This is a genomic window from Haloarcula sp. JP-L23, assembly GCF_011602445.1.
Lineage (GTDB): Archaea > Halobacteriota > Halobacteria > Halobacteriales > Haloarculaceae > Haloarcula > Haloarcula pellucida.
This window is the reverse complement of sequence record NZ_CP050017.1, coordinates 225,216-245,803: the sequence shown is the minus strand read 5'-3', so window position 1 is coordinate 245,803 and position 20,588 is coordinate 225,216. Positions and strand designations below refer to the sequence as shown.

Here is a 20,588-nt window from a genome sequence, read left to right as displayed (position 1 = left end):
ACACAATCTCGGAGGATGATTTTGATGCGTTCCTTCTGTTCGTCCGTAATTACTGTGAAAGGGGAGCAGCCTTGCGGTTTTAATTTCCCATCACTTATAAAGTTTTTCTGAGTGATATTTTCTGTGATGGTCTACTAATCGCTAGACGAAATCCTATCCAGACGCATACAATGTGAAAATAAGGCACGCAACACGACCCATCCTCCGAAACTGTGAGAATCCCACAACCTCGGAGGATGGTTTTGATGTGTGCCTTCATTTCGCCAAAGACGTGGGTGGATGATATGCTCAGTAGGTACGCGAACTGAATGTGAGCATTCGCGCGAACGAGCGGTTCGAAGAACCCGGTAGTTCGCGCGATTCACCGAGCGCGAAGCGCTCGGCCTTTTTCATCAACCTTTTTTATTGTCGGGTTTCCTTGCTCACTTCGTTCGCTGCGGGAACCACTCCTCGAAAAAGGTAGATGAAATCAACAAAGTGCTATGCAAGTGCGATGAGTCGTTATGCTTCGATGAGGAATTCCTCTACTGTCCCATTTTCCTGTATCTCTAGCATATACCCCTCATAACGCTCCACACGCTCACTCCAGAGTGTTGTCTCGTTCGAAGTTATTGTGATATTCACCGGTTGGTTGGACGGCACAGACGAGCTGAGGTTGAGTCTTCCGTGATCAGAATTATCAAACGACCTGTTGAGCAGCAGCTCACCGTTTTCTGCACCCCGAACTACGACGGAGAATTTCTCAGGGTAGTTATCCTCTATAATCAACTTGGATTCAAACGGTGCTGCTGTCGTCTCTGTTGGTTGTTCTCCGATTCCAGTACAGCCAGCAGTAACGACCACACAAGCGACAAGCAGCATGATCCATGAATTTTGAGACATGAGCTAATATAACGAGCGAGACGATAATTAAGTTTCTATCTGACCGACAATAAGCCGGTCGTTAGCAATAGTAATTGATAGTGCCTGGAACTGTCGCTTCCCCTGTGGGGGGAGATAGACAGACTCAGTCTTTTTATACTCATCTTCAGTCTGAGCCGTCACAGTCATCGGCCCATTCATTGTTGGGAGCTGCTCTTTCGTCCAAAGGTGACCATCGCTGTCGGTCGTGCCATCATTCGAATCAAGCTGAATCTCAAACGTTTCGAGGACGCGACCGTTCCCAGGAGCTGCAATGGAAATTGTCAACTGTCGGGGCTCAGTCAATCGGTTGAATACTTCGAGATCGTGCTCAATGTAGTCATGTTGAATGGGTTTGTTATTCGAAGAGGTTGTCGTTTCTTTAGCGCTGCTTGGTACCGATGCAGCACTTGCAGACACAGCACCGATGCCGATAGTCTTGAGAATACGCCGTCTATTATGATTTTTGTCAGACATTATTTGTGATTCGTAGTGTGTTCGAATTTGTTCGTCGAGCAATCTGGATCCCAATACATAGCGTTACAATTGCTGTCATGATCTTGTTCAATGTTGTTATCACAGGCATTCGTTCCAGCATCGTCACCGTGCCCCATTGGCGTCCGATACCACTTACTGCACAAGTACCCACAATCGTGATTATACACGTTGCCGCTGTCGTGTTCAGGGCCAAAGGAACCGAGGAAAGCGTGGCCGACCTCGTGGAGTGCGGTCTGCATTCCCGCCCATTTGTCTCCACAGCCATACTCCCGGTATGATCGGGAATTTAATTTCGCGATGTCGAGTCCTCGCTCAGCCACAGCATAAAAATTCGCCCCTGTACGACCACCTCCACCGCCAGCGGTCAACAGGAGGATACAATCGTCTGGGAGTGTAAGATTACAGTCTGCGTACTCACTCCACCACTGTCGCTAGTTGTCCACTCTGGCTCAAGAGACCAGTTGCTGACACGTAGTGATCAGAATGAAGCGACTGAATCAGTCACCTGATTCAGCCGCTGTCCGGCTTTCTGTGTGATGAAGCTGCCTAAGCTCAAACGCATCCTCACAGATCCGGACGAATTCCTTTCGAACGGCCAGTTGAAGTCTCTTGCTCTGGAGGTACTCGAATTGATACCGATGGAAGGAATCGAGGGCTCCGGCCTCGATTCCGAGGAGATCATGGAAGTCGTTCTACGGGCTGCTGTCGATACGACCTCAGTTAACGGCGTCACGACGAACACGGAAGACACACCAAATCGCAAGACTGTGATGGACTGGTTGCACACACTGGAGAAAGAGTCGATGCTTGACGCTGTCAACGACATTCTCGCACTGGTGGCAATGACGGTTCTCGACCGCGACCGGTCGAGAACCATCTGCCTCGATTTCATGGACAACCCGTTCCACGGGTTTCCGGACGACGAAGATGAATTCCGCCGGATGCAAGCCCGTGACGGCACGACGAAGTGTCATCGCTACTGTACAGCGTTCGTTCTTGCTCAGGGGAAGCCGCTGACGCTGGCGGTTGAGCCAGTTGACGGCGATGACAGCAAGTCCGACGCGGTCGAGCGCGTGCTCGCCCGCGTCGAGACGTATCCGTTCGAGACTGAACGGATTCTCATGGACAGAGCAGCCTTTGCTGGCGAATTGATCGGTGTGCTTCGGGAGACAGCGCCGCCAGTCTTTCCGGTCAAGACCGGGAAAGACTCGCTTCGCAAGAAACTCTCGGTGAACGCGTCGCAAATGACCGAGGAGACGATCTGTGAAGACAAAGAGCACGAACAGACGTATCCACTGGCAGTCAACGTCACCTACCACAACGGGGATCGCGGGAAGTCAGGGCTCAAACAGACAGGATACGCGGCGTACGGTCTGGAAGACCGCACGCCGCAACAAGTGGCACAGATCTACAACCACCGGTCACGGATCGAGAAGAGCTACGAGAAATTCCGGGAAGCACGTGCCCTAACAACGACACCATCGACGATAATTCGGCTGTTCTACGTAGGTGTCGGGTTCTTGTTAGAGCAGTTGTGGCTCGTGTTGCAGTGGGCAGTGCTCGCCCGCCCGCGACGTGGCGGGCGAGCACTCCCGGTTGAGTTCGCGTTCGGGGACGCGTTCCTCCATGGGATCGAGCAGGTGTTAGACGACGAACTCGGGTGGAAAGAGCAGTATCGGACGAACGGAGAAGGACTACCAGCAGGATACGAACACGGACTCGGCTGAGCTGCCTCGCTTCGGCCGAAGCGAGGCTGGTGAACAGCGGCAGTTCTCTTCTGAGAGCCGTCTGAGCCACGGCTACAGCGGAAACCAACCAGATATATGACTGTTTCTCGACTCTTCGTGGCGTCAAAAGTGTAATTCGTCTCGAATCAGCGTCCTCACGGCATTAGACCGAACTCTTGCTGCCACCACCATCAAGAGAGTGGACAACTAGCGACAGTGAGCCGGCGGCCATCACACGAGGCGGTCACGCGCTTGAGGTCACTGTCAATAGTGAGCCCGAGCCAGCAATCGAAAACCAGCAACGAATTCAGGCAGCTAATCTTGAAGCAAATCCGTGTCTCTTTGCCGATGTCCTGCCATCATCTGTAGAAAACTCGGATTCAGCAGTGACGTTCCGATTCCGGTATCACCACAGCGACCCAAGTGGAGTTGAGGTGTCTCCCGAAATGACGGTCAGTCAGGGGTACGGCGGGAGAATCTGCTGGGATATGAGCGGACTCTCCACTACGAAACTCGACAATCCGGATCGCTTAGAGATTGTATGGTACCCCGAGGACCACCCGCCGGGGTCGGGCTTCGACTACAATGGCGTGGTCTACGTCGATAACGTTTACCTAACCGACGACCAGAATCAGGTAACTCAAACGAGGTGGATGCGGAAACAGAAGGCACTTGAGCGAACCCGTGGTCTCATGATCGACCAAGTAGTCCAGTCAGAAACCAGCACGACACAGGATGGGGTTTACAGGTACAGTGATGGGACCGAAATGGCGTATCACTTAGAAATGCTCCAGAATGGAAACGTCGAGGAGACGTACGATGGCGAGTCCTTCGTATGGGAGGTGTCTTCCTAATGCCCACGAAGACAGAGACGGCGAATGTCGTCACGAAGATCTTCGGCTACGACGAAAACGCGGATCTTAGAAGTAGCGCCATCCCGTGGATTTTCGACGAATGGTTCCACGGCGACTTCACGACGAATCGACCCGACGATCTGGCGACCGCGCTCGGAACAAAGTCGCTCGAAGAGTATACTCAGTACCTCACAAAGCATCGCCAGTTGACCTGATTTGAGTCACCTGTTCTATTGAGATGAGTCGTCGATAGTGGTCGAAGAACGCTAATCGAAGGCCGAGCTGCCGCTGTCGGCGGCGATCAGCCGCCGACGCGGCAGCGTTGCCACTCAGAAGGTAGCGTCCTCGGTCAGTGATTACCGGTAGAACCGGTCGTCCGGTGGCCGGTTCGCGGGGACGGCCCGACGCACCGCGAGGGCCGTCCACGCTGCCCGACACAGCATGTTGATGAACTCTTCGAACGACCACTTCCAGAGGCGACGCCCGCCACGGCGGGGCGTCGCCACATACTCCCAATGGAGATACCGCCACACATTCTGCAAGAGTAAACTGATCACGACGTACAGCAGCCGTACAACCGGATTCTGCGTCGTGGTGGTCACGATACTTTGTTCGGAGAGTCGGTAGCTGGCCTCGATACCGAAGCGTTTCGCGTAGTGGTATCGGGCATCTCGTGGTGTCTCAATGAACGGCGCGTCAGCGGCGTAGCCGTGACGCGCCACTCCGTGCTCGCCGTACCGTCCGTTTTGATAGGTACAGTCGATGTAGACGGGAAACTCGACGGTCCAGCTGTGACCGTCGAGTTTCCCTGTCAGCTCGTGTTGGATGACGCGGCTCCATCCTTCCGAGAGTTCCTGCTTGATTGTCTTTCCCCATCGGACGATCGGCATCACGTACGCGTAGTTGTGCGCGTGAAGGAGCGTGAGACACTTGCTGTCGTAGAATTCGCGGTCAAGATAGACGGCCTTGACACCGAGGTCAAGGCCGTCGAGCAGACCAAGAAATTCAGTGAGGACGCTGCTGGCGGTGTCGCCGTCGACGAGACGGCGCACCGCCAGCGTGTATCGCTTATTCTTCACACGCGCGTAGAGTGTCGCATAGGCGTGGAATGCCGTGGTTCCACGCTTTGCCTCTGAGTGGTAGAGGCCAGCTGTTTCGTCCTCGTCACCGTAGTAGGGCCGCAGGTGGAGGTCTGCGACGACCTCCACCTGCTCGGGGAGAACCTCTAGAACGTCCTTTTGCAGGAGTGCGTTCCCGACTTGTCCAACCGACGTTAGGTCGAACTTCTCGCGGAGGTGGTACAGAATCGTGTTCTGATGAGGAGAGTCTTCACTAGTCTCGCAGAGCTCAGATATCGAGGTCCCGTCGGCGCAAGCGCCGACGAGGACCTCGTAGATATCCTCAGAACCGATTTCAGCATTAGCGCCGAGATTGAGTGAAACTTCCTCATCAAGCGTGTTGACGAGGAAGTTAAGGAGCTGGTCCTCGTGGATTTCACCGTCTGCTTGCGGGGTTTTGGACACACTTCAGCAAGCAGACCTCTCAACTAACCGGCTTTGTGAAGTACTGATACTCAATCGTTTCCGGATTATCGGATCAACTCGGTCGTCGAGATCATGTTTGACACGGACGGACAGACGATCACGAACCCGAATGCGACGATAACAGATCCAGCTGATTCGAACTCGCCGGGTGGGTTAGCGCCGGTGACACTCGAAGGTGCGGAGGACGAGCCGACGAATCCACTCCGGACCACGTACGACTACGACGGATCGCAGAACTATCTCGATGCGACGGTAAAAGGACCGCACACAGCACACCAGAGAGTTGGCCCCATTGGCAGTGACGGGATCGAAGGATATCGGGCGTCGGTTATCCTCGGCGGAAGTGATCCATACCTCGCAAAACTAAAAAAGGACATAGAATCTCTCGCCGCCCTTACGGGATCGGACGTCCCTGCTGCGATAAGCCGTTACGCGGCGCACGTTACGACCTTTTATTCGTTCTTGGACTTCGTATTCATGGCCGACGGGGCGAAACTCGTTAGAGTCTGGGACGCAAGCGTCTATCCTGCACACGCGCTGTACGTGGGCGGAATTAAACGACGCCAAAATCAGTTTCAGGAGGGCGAAGAGTGGGTGAAGCAAGGGCCGATTGGAGCGCACAAGGCCTTCTTCGCGTTCGGGTAGAGGGGAACACAATGGGAGCAACGCCCTTTGATCAGTACGGTTCGTGGGGTTACAAAACCTTCTTCGACGAGTCGGGGTCCGGCCCCACCCCGTAATGGATTACGGTGAAAACGGAACCCAAATCAGAGCTGATACGGTTAGAAATCAACTGTCAACCCTCTATTCCCCAATTCACTATCCCCAGTACCTCACAAAGCCGGTTAGTTAGAACGTCTGCTTGCTGAGGATGTGCACTCCAACAAGCAAGCAGACAATGAAATCCACGAGGACCAACTTCTTAACTTCCTCGTCAACACCCTTGACGAGGAAGTTGCTTTCTGTCTCGGAGCTAATGCTGAATTCGATGCTAAGGATATCTACGAGGTCCTCGTCGGCGCTTGCGCCGACGGGACCTCGATATCCGAACTCTGTGAGACCAGTGAAGACTCTCCCCACGAAAACACAGTTCTGTACCACCTCCGCGAGAAGTTCGAACTAACATCAGTCGATCACATCGAAAGCCCACTAGCCCTTCCAGTAGAGCTTGAATCTGCGTCTTCGATGGGCGGTCAGTTCTCGAAGTGAGACGGATAGTGAGTTTCGGTGGTGAGGAGTCGCTGTCGGCGGCGGACTGCCGCCGACGCGACAGCGTCGCCACTCACGACCGCTGTCCGGATCGGTGGACAGCTACCGGAAGAACCGGTCGTCGAGGGGTTGATTTGCTGGAACAGCCTTGCGCACACCAAGCGCTGTCCAGGCGGCCCGCAGCACCATCTCACAGAACTCCGTGAACGGCCACCTCCAGAGGCGGCGCCCCCCGCGGCGGGGCGCCGCCACGTACCTCCAGTGAAGATACCGCCAGCAGTTTTGGAGAAGCAGGCTCACAACAAACATCACCAGCCGTAGACCAGCGTCCTGAGAACTAGTGAATGCGAGGCTCTGGTTGGCTAATCGGTAGCTAGACTCGATGCCGAAGCGCTTGCTGTAGTGCTCTCGTGCATCTCGTGGTGTGTCGATGAACGGCGCGTCAGCGGCGTAGCCGTGACGCGCCACCCCGTGTTCGTCGTATCGTCCCTGCTGGTAAACGCAGTCGATGAATACGGGGAACGTCACCTCGCCGGCGAGATCGTGTTCGATCTCGCGGCTCCAGCCTGTGCTGAGTTCGTCTTGAATCGTCTCTCCCCACTTGACAATCGGCATGACGTAGGCGTAGTTGTGTGCGTACAGCAGTCCGAGACAGGTGCTGTTGTAGAATCCGCGATCGAGGTAGACAGCCTTGACGCCGAGGTCAAGGCCGTCAAGGAGGTCTAGAAACTCAGCGAGGACATCGCTGGTGGTCTCGCCAGCGACAAGCTGGCGGACCGCCAGCGTGTACCGCTTGTTGCGTACCCGCGCGTAGAGGGTCGCATACGCGTGAAAAGTCGTGGTTCCGCGTTTGGCCTGCGACGAATACAGCGCTTCTGTCTCGTCTTCGTCGCCGTAGTAGGGTCGAGGTGGAGGTCGGCGACGACCTCCACCGGTCGATCCGGGAGTGTCTCAAGGATATCTCTCTGGAGAAGCGTGTCTCCAACCGCCTCGACAGTATCAAGGTCGAACTGATCGGTGAGATATCCTCGGACGGTGTTGGCATGCGGTGAGTCGTCGGTTGTTTCGCAGACGTGGTTGATCGAGGTCCCGCCGGCGCTGGCGCCGGCGAGGACCTCGTACAAGGCATCTGTCGTGACCTCAACGTTCTCACCGAGATCTATCGGAAGCTCCTCGTCAAGGCTGTTGACGACAAAATTAAGCAGGTGCTCTTCCTCTATCTCGCTGTCTGCTTGGGTTGGTTGCACATCCTCTCCAAGCAGACGCTTACTCTAACCCGATGTGATCGACTGAACATCGGTTGAACAAGTCGGGAACGCACTCCTCCAGAAGGACGTTCTAGAGGTCCTTCCCGAGCAGGTGGAGGTCATCGCAGACCTCCACCTGCGGCCCTACTACGGTGACGAGGATGAGACAGATGGCCTCTATCACTCAGAAGCCAAGCGTGGAACCACCGCGTTCCACGCTTACGCGACACTCTACGCGCGTGTGAAGAATAAACGATACACGCTGGCGGTGCGCCGTCTCGTCGACGGCGACACCGCCAGCAGTGTCCTGGCTGAGTTTCTTGGCCTCCTTGACGGCCTTGACCTCAGCGTCAAGGCCGTCTATCTTGATCGGGAATTCTACGATAGCAAGTGTCTCACGCTCCTTCACGCTCACAACTACGCGTACGTAATGCCGATTGTCCGCTGGGGAAAGACGATCAAGCAGGAACTCTCGGAAGGGTGGAGTCGAGTCATTCAACATGAGTTGACAGGGAAACTCGACGGTCACAGCTGGACCGTCGAGTTTCCCGTCTACATCGACTGTACCTACCAAAACGGACGGTACGACGAACACGGGTGGCGCGTCACGGCTACGCCGCTGACGCGCCGTTTATTGAGACACCACGAGATGCGCGATATCACTACGCGAAACGCTTCGGTATCGAGGCCAGCTACCGGCTCTCCGAACAAAGCATTGCGACGACTACAACGCAGAATCCAGTTGTACGGCTGTTGTACGTCGTGGTAAGCCTACTCTTGCAGAATGTCTGGCGGTACCTCCATTGGGAATATGTGGCGACGCCCCGCCGTGGCGGGCGTCGCCTCTGGCCGTGGTCGTTCGAAGAGTTCATCAACATGCTGTGTCGGGCAGCGTGGACGGCCCTCGCGGTGCGTCGGGCCGTCCCCGCCAATCGGCCACCAGACGATCGGTTCCACCGGTAACTCCCAACCGGACTAGCCAGCGGTGTGAGTGGCGACGCTGTCGCGTCGGCGGCTGATCGCCGCCGACAGCGACCGTTCTCCGTCGAATCGCCCAATGATACTCTCGTCGAGACCATCAGTGCAACCGCTCCGACACAGAACTCAGACTTCAGAAACAGCTAGCCGAGGATGCTTTGTGAGGTACTGATCCCGATTTGAGCAAGAATTAAACGGATGGAGCCGTATATTGGTGTATAAGGTAGGTAGCTACATTTTTCATGCGTCTCTTTCCCGTATTGTGTCTTGTTGGTTTTATTGTTATAACAGGGTGTACAACCGTGCCGTTCACGGGCCCTTCGGAACAGGGGCGGCCAGTCACACTTATGATTAACAATTCTGCGAATGTGACCCACACATTTGAAGTTCAAATAGTTGAACTTCCAGCATCCATGATAATCCACTACCGTGACGGTACCACCGTGCGGACGGAAATCGATCAAGGGTTAGCTGGTACCGATGCAGGTCCACAAACTATGGCACGAATTACCTTTCCTGAATCGTCTAGACTCTACGGCCGGTATATCCTCGAACCCGGCGAGGAAAACGAGAGTTCCATTCAGAACTTCTCTCGGAACGCTGCCCTCGTTGTCGTTGTCCACCGTGACGATGGTGAAATTATTTCGTGGGTCAGCGCTAACTGCGACGACCTCGCATTGGTCGGCCTCGAAGTTACTGCTCAGTCGAATCCGCCCGGCGGTACCTCTGCTGCTTATGAGTGCTACTGATCGGTTGAAGCGCTAGAAGAATATTCGTTCTCAGTTGTTGAAAACGCGATTTTCTTATTCAGAACACCATCTGGAAGAAGGGTGTTGAGAGGTTTCTTCCAGGTGACACCCTGAATAAAGTGAACGTATTCACAACTACTGTTCTAGAATTAGATCCAGAATAAAAAGTAGTCGCATCCTGTTGATTGGTCGGGAACAGTTGCTCGCTAATACTCAGTACCTCACAAAGCAACTTGCTGAGAGCTGAGTTGAGTGCCAGAGCCACGACTAACTAGTAAGAAACTAGGAAGGACGTCTGCTTGCGGATGGTGTGACTAATACCAAGCAAGCAGACGATTCAATCCACGAGGACCAGCTCCTTAACTTCCTCGTCAACTCGCTTGACGAGGAAGTGGCTCTCAACCTCGGTGACAATGCTGAGATCGATGGTGAAGACATCTACGAGGTCCTCGTCGGCGCGTGCGCCGACGGGACCTCCATCTCCACGCTCTGCGAGAACAGTGAAAACGCGCCCCCCGCAACCACGATCCTCTACCATCTCCGGACGAAGTTCGGCCTCGAATCGGTTGAACGGGTGGGAAACGCGCTCCTCCAGAAGGACGTCCTCGACGTCCTCCCCGAGCAGGTGGAGGTCGTCGCAGACCTCCACCTGCGCCCCTACTACGGCGACGAAGACGACACGGACGGCCTCTACCACTCAGAAGCGAAGCGTGGAACGACCGCCTTCCACGCCTACGCCACCCTCTACGCGCGGGTGCGGAACAAGCGCTACACGCTGGCGGTGCGCCGTCTCGAAGACGGCGACACCGCCAGCCGTGTCCTCGCCGAGTTTCTCGGGCTCCTCGACGGCCTTGACGTCAGCGTCAAGGCCGTCTATCTCGATCGCGAATTCTACGACAGCAAGTGCTTGACGCTGCTTCAGGCGCATAACTACGCCTACGTGGTGCCGATTGTCCGCTGGGAAGAACGATCAAGCAAGAACTCTCGGAAGGCTGGAGTCGGGTGATTCAGCACTCCCTGACGGGAAACTCGACGGTCACAGATGGACCGTCGAGTTTCCCATCTACATCGACTGCACCTACCTGAATGGACGGTACAGTGAGCACGGGTGGCGCGTCACGGCTACGCCGCTGACGCGCCGTTCATTGAGACGCCGCGACAGGCTCGATACCATTACAGCAAACGCTTCGGTATCGAGGCGAGCTACCGCCTCTCTGAGCAGAGTATTGCGACAACCTCGACACAGAACCCGGTCGTCCGACTGTTGTACGTTGTGGTGAGTCTGCTGTTGCAGAACGTCTGGCGGTATTTGCACTGGAGTATGTGGCGACGCCCGCCGAGGCGGGCGTCGCCTCTGGGAGTGGTCGTTCAAGGAGTTCATCAACATGGTCCGACGGCAGCGTGGACGGCCCTCGCGGTGCGTCGGGCCGTCCTGCAAACCGTCCACCGGACGACCGGTTCTACCGGTAGTCATCAACCGAGTTCGCCTTCGGTATGAGTGGCGAGGCTGTCGCGTCGGCGGCTGACCGCCGCCGACAGCGACAGCTCTCCGTCGACTCGTCCATGATTCTCTCCTCGAGGCCGGCAATCCAACCGCTCCAACCCCGAATTCAGACTTCAGAAACAGTTAGCCGAGGATGTTTGTGAGGTACTGAAACTGCTCTGTAGGATCGGAATACAGTGCTGGATTTCAGGGTTATCTTACGTTACGTCAGAGGCTGTAGACGGTGTATTTGTGAATTATTTCATAGAATTCCAGATATCAACTTTGCGTACGCACGGCTGGATACGGTGGATTCCGTGAATTCGGCTCTTATATATAAGTTTTGAAATACTATTCATATTACAAGGTAGTGAATTCGGGATGTCTGTCACTTCGCCACTGTCGAACGGATATAAATCGGATTGCGTGAGCGTCTCCAGTTCACCGTATGGCAAATCGCTCGCGCCGTCTCACTGATGCGTACTGTGTTGGTATCGATCTCCATGATCAACTTCGCGGCGGGTCAGTCCTCACCAACACACTCACCGCTCTAGAGGGCCCGTTCGACACGCTTGAAGACGGCTATCCCGAGTGGCACCCAGCACCCTATTCGTTCCATGGAATGCTTCGACTGTTCTTATACCGAGAAATCACGGGTCAGAGTTACCGAAGCCTGACACAGTATCCAGAACTCGCAGAGGTGTTCGGTCTCGAACGCATCCCGGATGAATCGGTTCTCTCACGCACCTGGCGCAACCGGTTTGACGACGGCGTTCGTGAGTTTGTCACCACTGCAGCACACTATGTGGTCAGACAAGTCCACGATTTCGGTCCCGATGTCCCTGAGGTCCGGCCCAAAGAAGAGATCATCACGCCCCGGAAAGACCCCGGAGAGTTCTCCGACGATGAGGACGAAGCTCGGTCAAGTGAGCAATTCACTGATGAGCAGATTACCCGGATGACACGCCTCGCACGAGACCACGGATTCGGCGGCTTTGACTCTGACCGCGCAGAGAATGCATCCTACGACGATACGCAGTTTTTCGAGTTGCAGACGTTCATGGGGATGGTCGGCTGTGGCACGCCACAGGGTGCGGCTCGCTTCCAGTACCGGCGGGGAAGCGAGTACGGCCCACACGGTGACACGCATCTCCGAGCAGTCAAGCAATTTAATCCGGACAATCTACTCAGAGGATTTGACGAGGCGACGGACCGACTTCTATCGGTGATTGAATCGGAAACTTCGTTTCGGCGGCCAGTCACGGCTGCGATTGACATCACGACTGTCCCGTACTATGGTGGGGTAGAAGACATGGCGATGGTCAGCGGGACCAAAGAGAGTGACGGGAGGGCGTACAAGTTCGCGACGTTGTCAGTCATCGGGCAGAACATCCCGTTAGTGCTGGCTATCGAGCCAGTACGTGAGAGTTCTGAGTGGGACCGAAATCCGCCTAATCAGGTTCATCGAGTTGTCCGGAGGCTGGTGAAGCGAGCGAAAGAGCACGTCCCCATCGAGACGGTACTGTGCGACCGAGAGTTCGACTCCAAACAGGTGTTTCAGACCCTCTCGAATCTCGGCGTGAACTACCTGATTCCGACGCGAATCGGTCCTAGTGAGCGAGACGCTCTGGATACGATGGACGAGGACGGCGAAGACACGGCTGTCGAATCAGCGTCAGTCCACCTCGAAACGGGATCGCATGAGATGCGGTACCTCTACGTCCCGTCGACAAGTGGCGAGGGAACCACAGTGTTCGCGACGAATCTCCGGGTTGGACCAGACGAGGCTGAGACGTTCTGTCGGCGCTACAGCCGCCGCTGGCAGATCGAAAACGAGTACAAATCGATCAAGCACGACTTCCTCGCGAAGACGTCCTCGAAGGACTACCGTGTCAGACTGTTCTACTTCGTTTTTGCAGTGCTGCTCCACAATATCTGGCGGCTCACCGACTTCCTGCTGAAGGCCGAGGTCAAGGGGAAGATGAACTATGGACCTGTACTGACTGCCGGTGAGTGTGTTGAACTCATATGTTCGGCGCTGATTCCTGCCGACTAAGCCGCGGAGAAATCACTCGGTCAACCCCTCAGGAGTGGCAACGCTGTGTGAACGTCGTTGAGTCAATACGTTTCTGATACTCAGACAAGATCTCTACCAAATCAGTCCGGGCATCGTGATGTGTCAGGCCCATTCTAACCTGAATTAATCCGTAATTGGTCCAGTTTTCGCGTATCCTCCGAAACTGTGGGGGCACCCACCGCCAGAATATGATATAGCTACATGCAGTTTATCTAAATTGGCACCTTCACTGAGCCTATCTTCGGAGTTCCCACAGACTCCACGGGACTGTGTGTCCCCAAAATATATACGCAGACTGTGAGAAACGCGCTACCACCAGAACATGCCGGACTTAGAATCGATATCCCGCACAGCGAGGCGTCTTCTCCCTGTTCTCAGAAGTGAACAGCAAACGCGCTGGAGGAACATTCGATGAGCGACACCACAGCATCAGCGACCGACCATGGCTGGGAGGACGTCGACGACGTCTCCTGGACGCTCCTTGACCGCGAGGAACTCGTCGACGCGTACTGGGCCGTCGTCGCCCCGGTGATGGAAGCAGACGGACTTGATCCCGAAGAGGAGAAACCGACGCACAGCTGGCTTCGCGACCACGACCTCCGTCCACTCCTGTATGCTTTGCGAGAGTACCACGACCGTACGTTCACAGAGTTTTGGCGTGAGGATCTGGGATTCGACGTCGAGGAATCAGGCTATGCTTGGGCGACTGATCACGATCGAACTATCGAAGCACTCGAATCATTCCTCACTTCGCGGCGAGAACGGAAAGGTCTCGCCGATTCATCGATTGATACACTCCGCTATCGACTGAACCGCTATATCCGTGCCTATCAGAGTGGAAACGAGTCCGGCGACCTCGTAACACCTGTTGCTCGCGACAGCGAGACTCCTCCATACGAAGCAGTTGATGCATGCTGGGCGGCATTTGACCGCCTCCACGCGGAGCTCGACGGCGGGCAGACCAAACGCCGGATCCATCTCGCGGTCTCGAACTGGTACGCCCATCTGGTGCGGCGGAAATGGGCCGCCGTCAATCCCGCTGACGGCCTCGACGACGAGTTCGACTGGTCGAACGGGAGCGATGACGACGCCAACACGCCGTGTCTCAGCACCGACCACGTCCGATCACTCTACCAGGCGGCTACCGATCAGGAAGAGCACCTCCTCGTCCTCGCACTGTGTGCGTGGGGACTCCGTCCGAACGAGGTTGCCAGTCTCCGTGCTCGCCAATTCGTTCTCGACGTCGCGGATGATAAGGTCCCCTATATCGACTTCGAAGAGCGAAAGAACGGTCCGGGCGAAGTTTCGCTGCTCTACGGGCAGGACGTGCTCGAAGATCGTCTCGCTGCATTTGCTGATCACGACGACTGGGACGGCTACCTCTTTCCGTCACCTCAGGGATCTGGCGGCCCAATCTCTCGTTGGACGGTCTGGAATCGGTTTACACAGCTCGCCGATCGTGCGGGCCTGCCCGACGAAATCGACGGCGTCTCCCCAGCACCGAAGATGGGGCGACGGTTCTGGTACGATACCTATTCCTCCTCACTCGACGTCGTTCTCCGCAGTCTCGACGAGATCGCGACAGAACAGGGCAGTGCCAGTGCCGATATCGTCCTACAGAATTATCTCTCGGATTCGCGGGCCCGGAAGCTCCGGCGAAAGTATATGCGTGACCAGCTGGCTGCCGCCTTCGAAACGGAAGGCAAGTAACACGACAGCTTGAGTTCGGTACCAATTCAGCGAGATTATGCTATATCGGAGGTAACTTCGTCCAGTTGCTCCTCGGAAAAGACGCGTTCCTTCCAGTCTGACACGAAAATGTCCTGCCTGGTCTGCTCTATCGCCTCCTGTGCACCGTCGGAGAATGGGAAGTCCGTAAAGCCGAAAACTATCCCAAGTTCAACCCTGAAATGACCGAACAGGAAGTCTCTCGCTGCCTGCTCGGGGACACCCATGTCGACTGCGTGCTCGTAGGCCTCACGGATGGCGTACAAGCAAGAGCCGAGGACCATCTCAACAAGCGCAGGTTCTAAGATGACCATCTGCTCAGTGGTGAGTTTGTGCGCCCGCCGTACCGGCGCGTAGATGTCACGTGCAAAGGCCTCACCGCGGTCGTAGTCATCGTCGGGACCTTGGTGGAGGGCGCAGACAATGTCCTGTTCCTCACGGCCTTGGCCGCCGAACCAGTCTGGGTCATCGCCACTCAATCCTGAACTAGCGTCTACGATGGACGGGTGCGCTGGGTGGGTGATAAAGTAGGAGATATCTTCCCGCTCGTGTAACTCACCGGCGTACGCGGCCGCCGGATCCAGCAACACGACCATACTCCCGCTGTCCATCTGCGGGACGACCTCCTCTGAGACAGAGCCGATAAGATCATCTGGGACGGCCAAGACGACGATATCTGCCCCATCAAGGGCTTCCTCCTCTGATGTTGCCGAGAGACCGCGCTCTGCGAGACGTTCACGCCTGTGTTCGCTCGGTTCCACATACTGTACGTCGTACCGGTCGGTGTCTTTCAGGCGGTCGGTAATCCGACATCCCATTTTGCCGCCGGCTCCAAAGAGCGCAATGTGTTCGGTCACGCGTCAACCACTACCCAAGGTTCTATGGCCACCACAATAAAACTAGGTTCCGCCGTGAACCGCCGGTTACGTCTGCCACACCAGCATTCTCTTAGCGAGAGGCGATGGCTCTAGAGGTCCAGGTCCGAGTAGTTGATGACACGAAGTGTCGCTTCTCAGCACCCGGGCGAAGCGAATCGGGGCCTGAGCCGGTCGGACAGAGTCCGGCGATAATATTTTGTGTTACTGTGTTGGATTACCCGCATGGCATCGGACACTAGCGAGAGGCGAACGGTTCGGGCGGCTGAGACGGCTTTCGATATCGTAGAGTTCCTCCAAGATCGCAACGGGGCCCGACTCCACGAGATCGCACAGGAACTCGACTTGGCCAACAGCACGGTATATCATCACCTAAATACCCTCGTAGACCGGCGGTACATCGTCCGTGAGGGTGATACCTACTATCCGGGGCTTGAGTTTCTTAGCGTAGGGACACGGGCTCGCGAGCGCCGGCGAGTAAACCGTTTGTCAGAGTCGTTTGTCCAGTCGCTTGCGGACGAGACGGGCGAACAGGTCCAATTCATCGTAGAGGAGAACGGCTACGGATACCACGTGTACACTAAGACCGGAGAACACGCAACGTCAATTGATACCCGGCCCGGAAAGCGGATCTATCTCCACGCGAATGCAGCGGGGAAGGCAATCATGGCGTTCTACGAAAGGGGAAGGGTTGAGGAGATCATCGATTCGATTGGGCTTCCTGCGCTCACAGACCACACTATCACAGACTCTGAAGAGCTGTTAGACGAGCTTGAGACAGTCCGTGAGCAAGGCTACGCCTACAATTGGGAAGAGCACGTTGAGGGGTACTGTGGAATCGCAGTCCCCGTTCGTTCAGAAGAGACAGTGCTGGGATCGCTCGCGCTTGGCGGGCCCGTCGAACGTGTGCGTAACGAAGAGGCCAAAGAGCAGCTGACACAGAAAGTGCGGGAGACGGTCAACGAGATGGAACTCGAACTCAAATTCGACACGGCTTGATGGCCGTGTAACATTCATTGGCTAGCGAGAGTCGAAGCAACAATACATTCCAGCACCGATCCCGCTAGTGAACGGGCCCGGATGAGCACAGATTCGACAGCATCATCGGTTGCAAGCCGTTTGGCTCTGCCAGTTTCAGTCGGAACGTGTGATCCCACCGCGCTGAACGGCCCCAAAGCAGTCAAATTCGTCATTTTCGGTGTGAACCTGCCCACCTTTGAGAGTGAGCTCAAGACCGTCAAAGTCCTCGTTCTCTGAGTGAACGCGACACAGTGGTGCACCCGGGGCGACCGGAGCGACCGCCTCAAGCGCCTTGAGATTGAGTTGCGAGATGACGTGACTGCTCGTGTCGCCGCCGGCGACACAGGCCCTTGTCAAGTCCGCTCGCTGGAGGATATCGCGGAACATAATTCCCTGCTGACGACCGAGATACGACTCAAGGCTCTCGTCGGTGTCGGACGCCTCGAACCGCTCTCGTGTCGCGTCAATCGTCGGATCGTCCGGACCGCGTGCGGAGAAGAGAACAACACTCTCACCGGACTCAAGTGCGTCAAGGGCTGAGTCGACCGCCGAATCGCGGGCATCGGCCGCGTGGTCGGGATCAACGAGCTGCTCCGTGTCGATCGAGACAAGTCGGAAACCGTGGTCACTCGCCCAATCGATCTGGGCTGCTGTCTCCGACGATGCGCTCCCGGACATGACGGCAATCTGGTCCACGGGCTCACGCTTCTCGAAGAACGACCGCTGCCGATCTATTAGTCCAATCTCGTCCCAGTGACTCACGAGGGCATGATGTTCCAGTCCCGAGGACCCGACGGCGAACAACTGTCCCGGCGTGCCGGTCGCGCGGTCCCACAGGAGGTGCCCAATAGTGCCCAGGTGGTCGCTGTGCAGCGCGTCAAGGACGATTATTTCGTTGTCAGCCGCAGTCTCGTCCAGCGCCGCGTCAAGGTCGTCGTACTCCTCAATGAACCGCCGGTCAATGCCACCGATAGGACGATCTGTCTGTTCACTGAGGTGCTGGCGGAGATCACTTTCCCGCATAGGCGTGACCGGATGATCGCTCATGGTCGGGTGGCGGTCGATACGGTACATCTCACCGCCCTGTTCCGCGAATAGGTTGGAGAACGCGACATATCGTCCGTGAGGTACCTCAGTCCCCTGTGAGACGGGGACGAAGGGGGAGTCGAACACCTCCTGTGCGATGTCGATCGCTGTGCCTATGCTCCCGACATCCGGCGAGGAGTCGAACGTCGAGCAAACCTTGTAGTGGACAATCGGCGCATTCAGGTCTGCGAACCGGTCGAAGACGGCCGGCAACTCGGACTTCATCTCGTCTGGGGTCATGGTTCGGCTCACGCCCGCGACGCCGACGGCGTCGAGGTCGTCGAACCGCTCTAGCTCCTCCGGGGTGGGGGGCTCCATGAAGAGGAGCGCCCGAACGCCGTTGTCGGCAAGTCCCTCTAGGGCATCCGTCGACCCGGTGAAGTCATCTCCGTAGAACGTCAGTAGTAGGTCTGTGTTGGTCATGCGTTACCGTAGTGTTCGATTGCAGTCTGTAATTCCTCGTGTGTCTCTGCGTACTCTTCGAGTGGTATCTCCTGCATCGCCGCATCCCAAGCCTGTCTGAGGTGTGCAACGCCCGCTCGCGGACCATCGGGATGGCCAAGGATACCGCCCCCGGCGAGGTACATGAGATCGGTGTTCCCCAGCGCTTCGTACGTATCTTGCACTTGGTCGGCCCACTGCCCGGAAGAGAACACGGGCAGTATCGGCTTCTCGGATGCGATCGGCGTCTGACACTCCATCGCAGAGGAGATAACCGATTCGTCGGACTCGGAGAACTTGCTCCGGATCCCGCTCACGTGGAGATGGTCCACGCCGGCAAGGCGCCAGAACTTCTGCCAAGCCTCATAGCTGAACCCGAGCAGCGGACAGCGGGACAGCGCGCCCCAGCCATTCCGGTGGCCGTGTATCGGTAGATCTGATTCCTTGCGGAGCCGCTTAACTCCGGCCAGCCCAATGCTTCGGAGGCTGACCATCAGACAGTTGCCACCGGCCTCCGTGACAATGTCGTGCCGCCGCAACATCTCGTCGACGTCGCCGGTGACGTTACAGGCGTACATCACCGTCTCGCCGGTCTCCTCTTCATGGCGGTTAATGACGTCCATGACCGCCTCGACCCGCTCCTCAACGCGGGAGTACGGTGGGTTAGCGAGAAGTTCGTCGTCCTTGATAAAGTCGACGCCAGCATCGACTAGTGTCTCGACTGTGTCTGCCGTCTCCTCAGGTGAGAGCCCGACACTCGGCTTAATGATCGTTCCGATGATTGGCCGGTCTCGGACGTCAACGATCTCCCGCGTGCCATCGATTCCGAACTGCGGTCCCGGCTGTTCGGTCGCGAACGCCTCGGGTATCGCGAGATCAACCAGCCGTACGCCGGAAAGTTCCTTCAAAACGAACAAATTTCCAGCGACCATCGTCAGGAGATTCGGAAGTGACGTGCCGACGTTCTCCATGGGGTAGGATAGTTCGACTGTCGCCCGGGTGTACTCAGCGACGTCGCTAGCCTCGCTCGGAGCATCGGCACCTGGCAGCGTGGGCTCGTCAACCGTCTCCTGCTCGGTCACTTCCTCAACTCGTGCGCCGTGTCGTTCCGCGAGATTGTCCGTCTCGGCCGAGATTTCGACAAACGTCCCGGAAGATTGTTCGTTGGCGATTGCCTCGGCCGCCTCGCTGGGTTGGTAAGGCGTTTCGATCAGGTATGTTGCGTGTATCCGTGACATTGGTATGTGGTTCTGGTCGTTCGGATATACTACGGCGCGCACACTCGGTCCGCCACCATCACTGTGCCTCACGGACCCGCTCGACGAAACTCGAACAACTGTCTCCGGACGAGATCCCGAGTTCGGCGGCGACATCGTTGATGTGACTGAGGACGCCCTCCTCCAGAGCCGACTGAGAGTCCCCAATTCGCGCCGATTCGACGTCGACAGTTGCTGCGGGGATACCGCGTTCGTTCATTGTCTTGAGTCGGCCGATGCCAGCATCGTCTTTCCCGACGCCCGCGTCAAAGAGCGTGATGCCCGCGACATCAGCCTGGATATACGAGTCAAACTCGCCGGCTAGGCGTTCTCCGTGGCTCCCTGTGACGGTAATTGCCCCCTCCTGTTGATCGGAGATCAGGCCGATGGAGTCCAACGTCCAGACGGGTGTATCGCCGTCGTGCACCATCTCCTGAGTCATCTCGTTGCCAACGTCGGCTCGTACCGGATCGCGCTCCGCGTCGGACATGGCCGCCGCACATTCGAGAGCGGACTGACCAACTTCGCAGCCGCAGTCCGCTGCCACGTCATTGATGTGGCTCACTACGCCGCCTTCCACCATGCTCAAGCCGTCACCGATACGGGCGCTCTGGTTGTCGACGGTGGCCGTCGGGAGCCCCAGATCGTCCAAATACGACAGCGACTGAATCCCGGCTTCGTCTTTCCCGACGCCAGCATCATTAAACAGTATTCCAGTGAGTCCGAGTTGCGCAGCGTATCGTCCGGACGAGATACCGCCGTGACTCCCAGCCACGACGACAGTCCCCTCGGAGTCGTCCGGTTGTGTGATACTATCGACTACTCTGATGTCTCTTGGCATGGCAATCTGTAAATACACCACCAGATATAAAAGCCCTTCGCCCACGCCCGTAAAACCTATTTGCTACCTCGGACA

Annotated in this window: 15 protein-coding genes and 4 pseudogenes; 11 read left to right on the top strand and 8 right to left on the bottom strand. The window is 56.4% G+C overall.

Annotated elements, in window-relative coordinates; genetic code table 11:
- Positions 1-501: 501 nt before the first annotated feature.
- Positions 502-882, bottom strand: coding sequence for a hypothetical protein (locus tag G9465_RS24200; protein ID WP_166975745.1), 381 nt, complete (start codon positions 880-882; stop codon positions 502-504).
- Positions 883-909: 27 nt separating this feature from the next.
- A complete protein-coding gene (locus tag G9465_RS24195; RefSeq protein WP_166975742.1) occupies positions 910-1,377 on the bottom strand; it encodes a hypothetical protein in 468 nt (155 codons plus the stop codon).
- A 557-nt stretch (positions 1,378-1,934) separates the two neighbouring features.
- On the opposite strand from G9465_RS24195, the gene G9465_RS24190 reads away from it, so the two are divergent.
- From G9465_RS24190 to G9465_RS24180, 3 genes are all read left to right on the top strand, one after another.
- On the top strand, positions 1,935-3,125 hold the full coding sequence (locus G9465_RS24190) for an ISH3 family transposase (RefSeq protein WP_166975739.1): 1,191 nt from the start codon (positions 1,935-1,937) through the stop codon (positions 3,123-3,125).
- Between the two features lie 488 nt (positions 3,126-3,613).
- A complete protein-coding gene (locus G9465_RS24185; RefSeq protein WP_166975736.1) occupies positions 3,614-3,979 on the top strand; it encodes a hypothetical protein in 366 nt (121 codons plus the stop codon).
- Positions 3,979-4,194, top strand: coding sequence for a hypothetical protein (locus G9465_RS24180; RefSeq protein WP_166975733.1), 216 nt, complete (start codon positions 3,979-3,981; stop codon positions 4,192-4,194). Before G9465_RS24185 ends, G9465_RS24180 begins: the two co-directional genes overlap by 1 nt.
- Before the next feature lie 141 nt (positions 4,195-4,335).
- On the opposite strand, the gene G9465_RS24175 is transcribed toward G9465_RS24180, so the two are convergent.
- Complete coding sequence (locus G9465_RS24175) at positions 4,336-5,502, bottom strand: ISH3 family transposase (protein ID WP_166975730.1); 1,167 nt, start codon at positions 5,500-5,502, stop codon at positions 4,336-4,338.
- A gap of 93 nt (positions 5,503-5,595) precedes the next feature.
- Between G9465_RS24175 and G9465_RS24170 the strand changes: the two genes are divergently transcribed.
- Both G9465_RS24170 and G9465_RS24165 read left to right on the top strand, forming a co-directional pair.
- The gene (locus G9465_RS24170) at positions 5,596-6,168 is read left to right on the top strand and encodes a hypothetical protein (RefSeq protein ID WP_166975727.1); all 573 of its coding nucleotides are present in this window, start codon (positions 5,596-5,598) and stop codon (positions 6,166-6,168) included.
- A 228-nt stretch (positions 6,169-6,396) separates the two neighbouring features.
- Positions 6,397-6,675 (top strand): annotated as a pseudogene (locus tag G9465_RS24165) (ISH3 family transposase); the annotation flags it as partial.
- Between the two features lie 159 nt (positions 6,676-6,834).
- On the opposite strand, the pseudogene G9465_RS24160 reads toward G9465_RS24165, so the two are convergent.
- A pseudogene (locus G9465_RS24160) lies at positions 6,835-7,979 on the bottom strand (ISH3 family transposase).
- Positions 7,980-8,028: 49 nt separating this feature from the next.
- Here G9465_RS24160 and G9465_RS24155 point away from each other — a divergent pair.
- The 5 genes and pseudogenes from G9465_RS24155 to G9465_RS24135 all read left to right on the top strand — a co-directional run.
- A pseudogene (locus G9465_RS24155) lies at positions 8,029-8,942 on the top strand (ISH3 family transposase); the annotation flags it as partial.
- Positions 8,943-9,454: 512 nt separating this feature from the next.
- Positions 9,455-9,706: a hypothetical protein gene (locus tag G9465_RS24150; RefSeq protein WP_166975725.1), complete on the top strand. Its 252-nt coding sequence runs from the start codon at positions 9,455-9,457 to the stop codon at positions 9,704-9,706.
- Between the two features lie 310 nt (positions 9,707-10,016).
- Positions 10,017-11,176 (top strand): annotated as a pseudogene (locus G9465_RS24145) (ISH3 family transposase).
- Between the two features lie 461 nt (positions 11,177-11,637).
- Positions 11,638-13,245, top strand: a complete 1,608-nt coding sequence (locus tag G9465_RS24140; RefSeq protein ID WP_166975722.1) for a transposase — start codon at positions 11,638-11,640, stop codon at positions 13,243-13,245.
- A gap of 432 nt (positions 13,246-13,677) precedes the next feature.
- Positions 13,678-14,976, top strand: a complete 1,299-nt coding sequence (locus tag G9465_RS24135; protein WP_166975720.1) for a hypothetical protein — start codon at positions 13,678-13,680, stop codon at positions 14,974-14,976.
- Between the two features lie 35 nt (positions 14,977-15,011).
- Here G9465_RS24135 and G9465_RS24130 read toward each other — a convergent pair whose 3' ends face one another.
- Complete coding sequence (locus tag G9465_RS24130) at positions 15,012-15,851, bottom strand: phosphogluconate dehydrogenase C-terminal domain-containing protein (RefSeq protein ID WP_227015875.1); 840 nt, start codon at positions 15,849-15,851, stop codon at positions 15,012-15,014.
- A 243-nt stretch (positions 15,852-16,094) separates the two neighbouring features.
- On the opposite strand from G9465_RS24130, the gene G9465_RS24125 reads away from it, so the two are divergent.
- The gene (locus G9465_RS24125) at positions 16,095-16,868 is read left to right on the top strand and encodes an IclR family transcriptional regulator (RefSeq protein WP_166975717.1); all 774 of its coding nucleotides are present in this window, start codon (positions 16,095-16,097) and stop codon (positions 16,866-16,868) included.
- 135 nt (positions 16,869-17,003) lie between these two features.
- On the opposite strand, the gene G9465_RS24120 is transcribed toward G9465_RS24125, so the two are convergent.
- From G9465_RS24120 to G9465_RS24110, 3 genes are read right to left on the bottom strand one after another with little or no spacing between them, the layout of a single operon-like run.
- Positions 17,004-18,398 (bottom strand): four-carbon acid sugar kinase family protein, encoded by a 1,395-nt coding sequence (locus G9465_RS24120; protein ID WP_166975714.1) that lies wholly within the window; start codon positions 18,396-18,398, stop codon positions 17,004-17,006.
- Positions 18,395-19,654 carry a ribulose-bisphosphate carboxylase large subunit family protein gene (locus G9465_RS24115; RefSeq protein WP_166975793.1) on the bottom strand — a complete coding sequence of 420 codons (1,260 nt, stop codon included), beginning with the start codon at positions 19,652-19,654 and terminating at the stop codon, positions 18,395-18,397. The genes G9465_RS24120 and G9465_RS24115 overlap by 4 nt, the downstream gene beginning before the upstream one ends.
- A gap of 58 nt (positions 19,655-19,712) precedes the next feature.
- On the bottom strand, positions 19,713-20,558 hold the full coding sequence (locus G9465_RS24110) for a hypothetical protein (RefSeq protein ID WP_166975712.1): 846 nt from the start codon (positions 20,556-20,558) through the stop codon (positions 19,713-19,715).
- Positions 20,559-20,588 lie beyond the last annotated feature (30 nt).

Bases quoted from the DNA above. Each gene is read 5' to 3' on its own strand.
- G9465_RS24200 (WP_166975745.1), bottom strand. From the start codon at position 882: ATGTCTCAAAATTCATGGATCATGCTGCTTGTCGCTTGTGTGGTCGTT.
- G9465_RS24195 (WP_166975742.1), bottom strand. From the start codon at position 1,377: ATGTCTGACAAAAATCATAATAGACGGCGTATTCTCAAGACTATCGGC.
- G9465_RS24190 (WP_166975739.1), top strand. From the start codon at position 1,935: ATGAAGCTGCCTAAGCTCAAACGCATCCTCACAGATCCGGACGAATTC.
- G9465_RS24185 (WP_166975736.1), top strand. From the start codon at position 3,614: ATGAGCGGACTCTCCACTACGAAACTCGACAATCCGGATCGCTTAGAG.
- G9465_RS24180 (WP_166975733.1), top strand. From the start codon at position 3,979: ATGCCCACGAAGACAGAGACGGCGAATGTCGTCACGAAGATCTTCGGC.
- G9465_RS24170 (WP_166975727.1), top strand. From the start codon at position 5,596: ATGTTTGACACGGACGGACAGACGATCACGAACCCGAATGCGACGATA.
- G9465_RS24150 (WP_166975725.1), top strand. From the start codon at position 9,455: ATGGCACGAATTACCTTTCCTGAATCGTCTAGACTCTACGGCCGGTAT.
- G9465_RS24140 (WP_166975722.1), top strand. From the start codon at position 11,638: ATGGCAAATCGCTCGCGCCGTCTCACTGATGCGTACTGTGTTGGTATC.
- G9465_RS24135 (WP_166975720.1), top strand. From the start codon at position 13,678: ATGAGCGACACCACAGCATCAGCGACCGACCATGGCTGGGAGGACGTC.
- G9465_RS24125 (WP_166975717.1), top strand. From the start codon at position 16,095: ATGGCATCGGACACTAGCGAGAGGCGAACGGTTCGGGCGGCTGAGACG.
- G9465_RS24120 (WP_166975714.1), bottom strand. From the start codon at position 18,398: ATGACCAACACAGACCTACTACTGACGTTCTACGGAGATGACTTCACC.
- G9465_RS24115 (WP_166975793.1), bottom strand. From the start codon at position 19,654: ATGTCACGGATACACGCAACATACCTGATCGAAACGCCTTACCAACCC.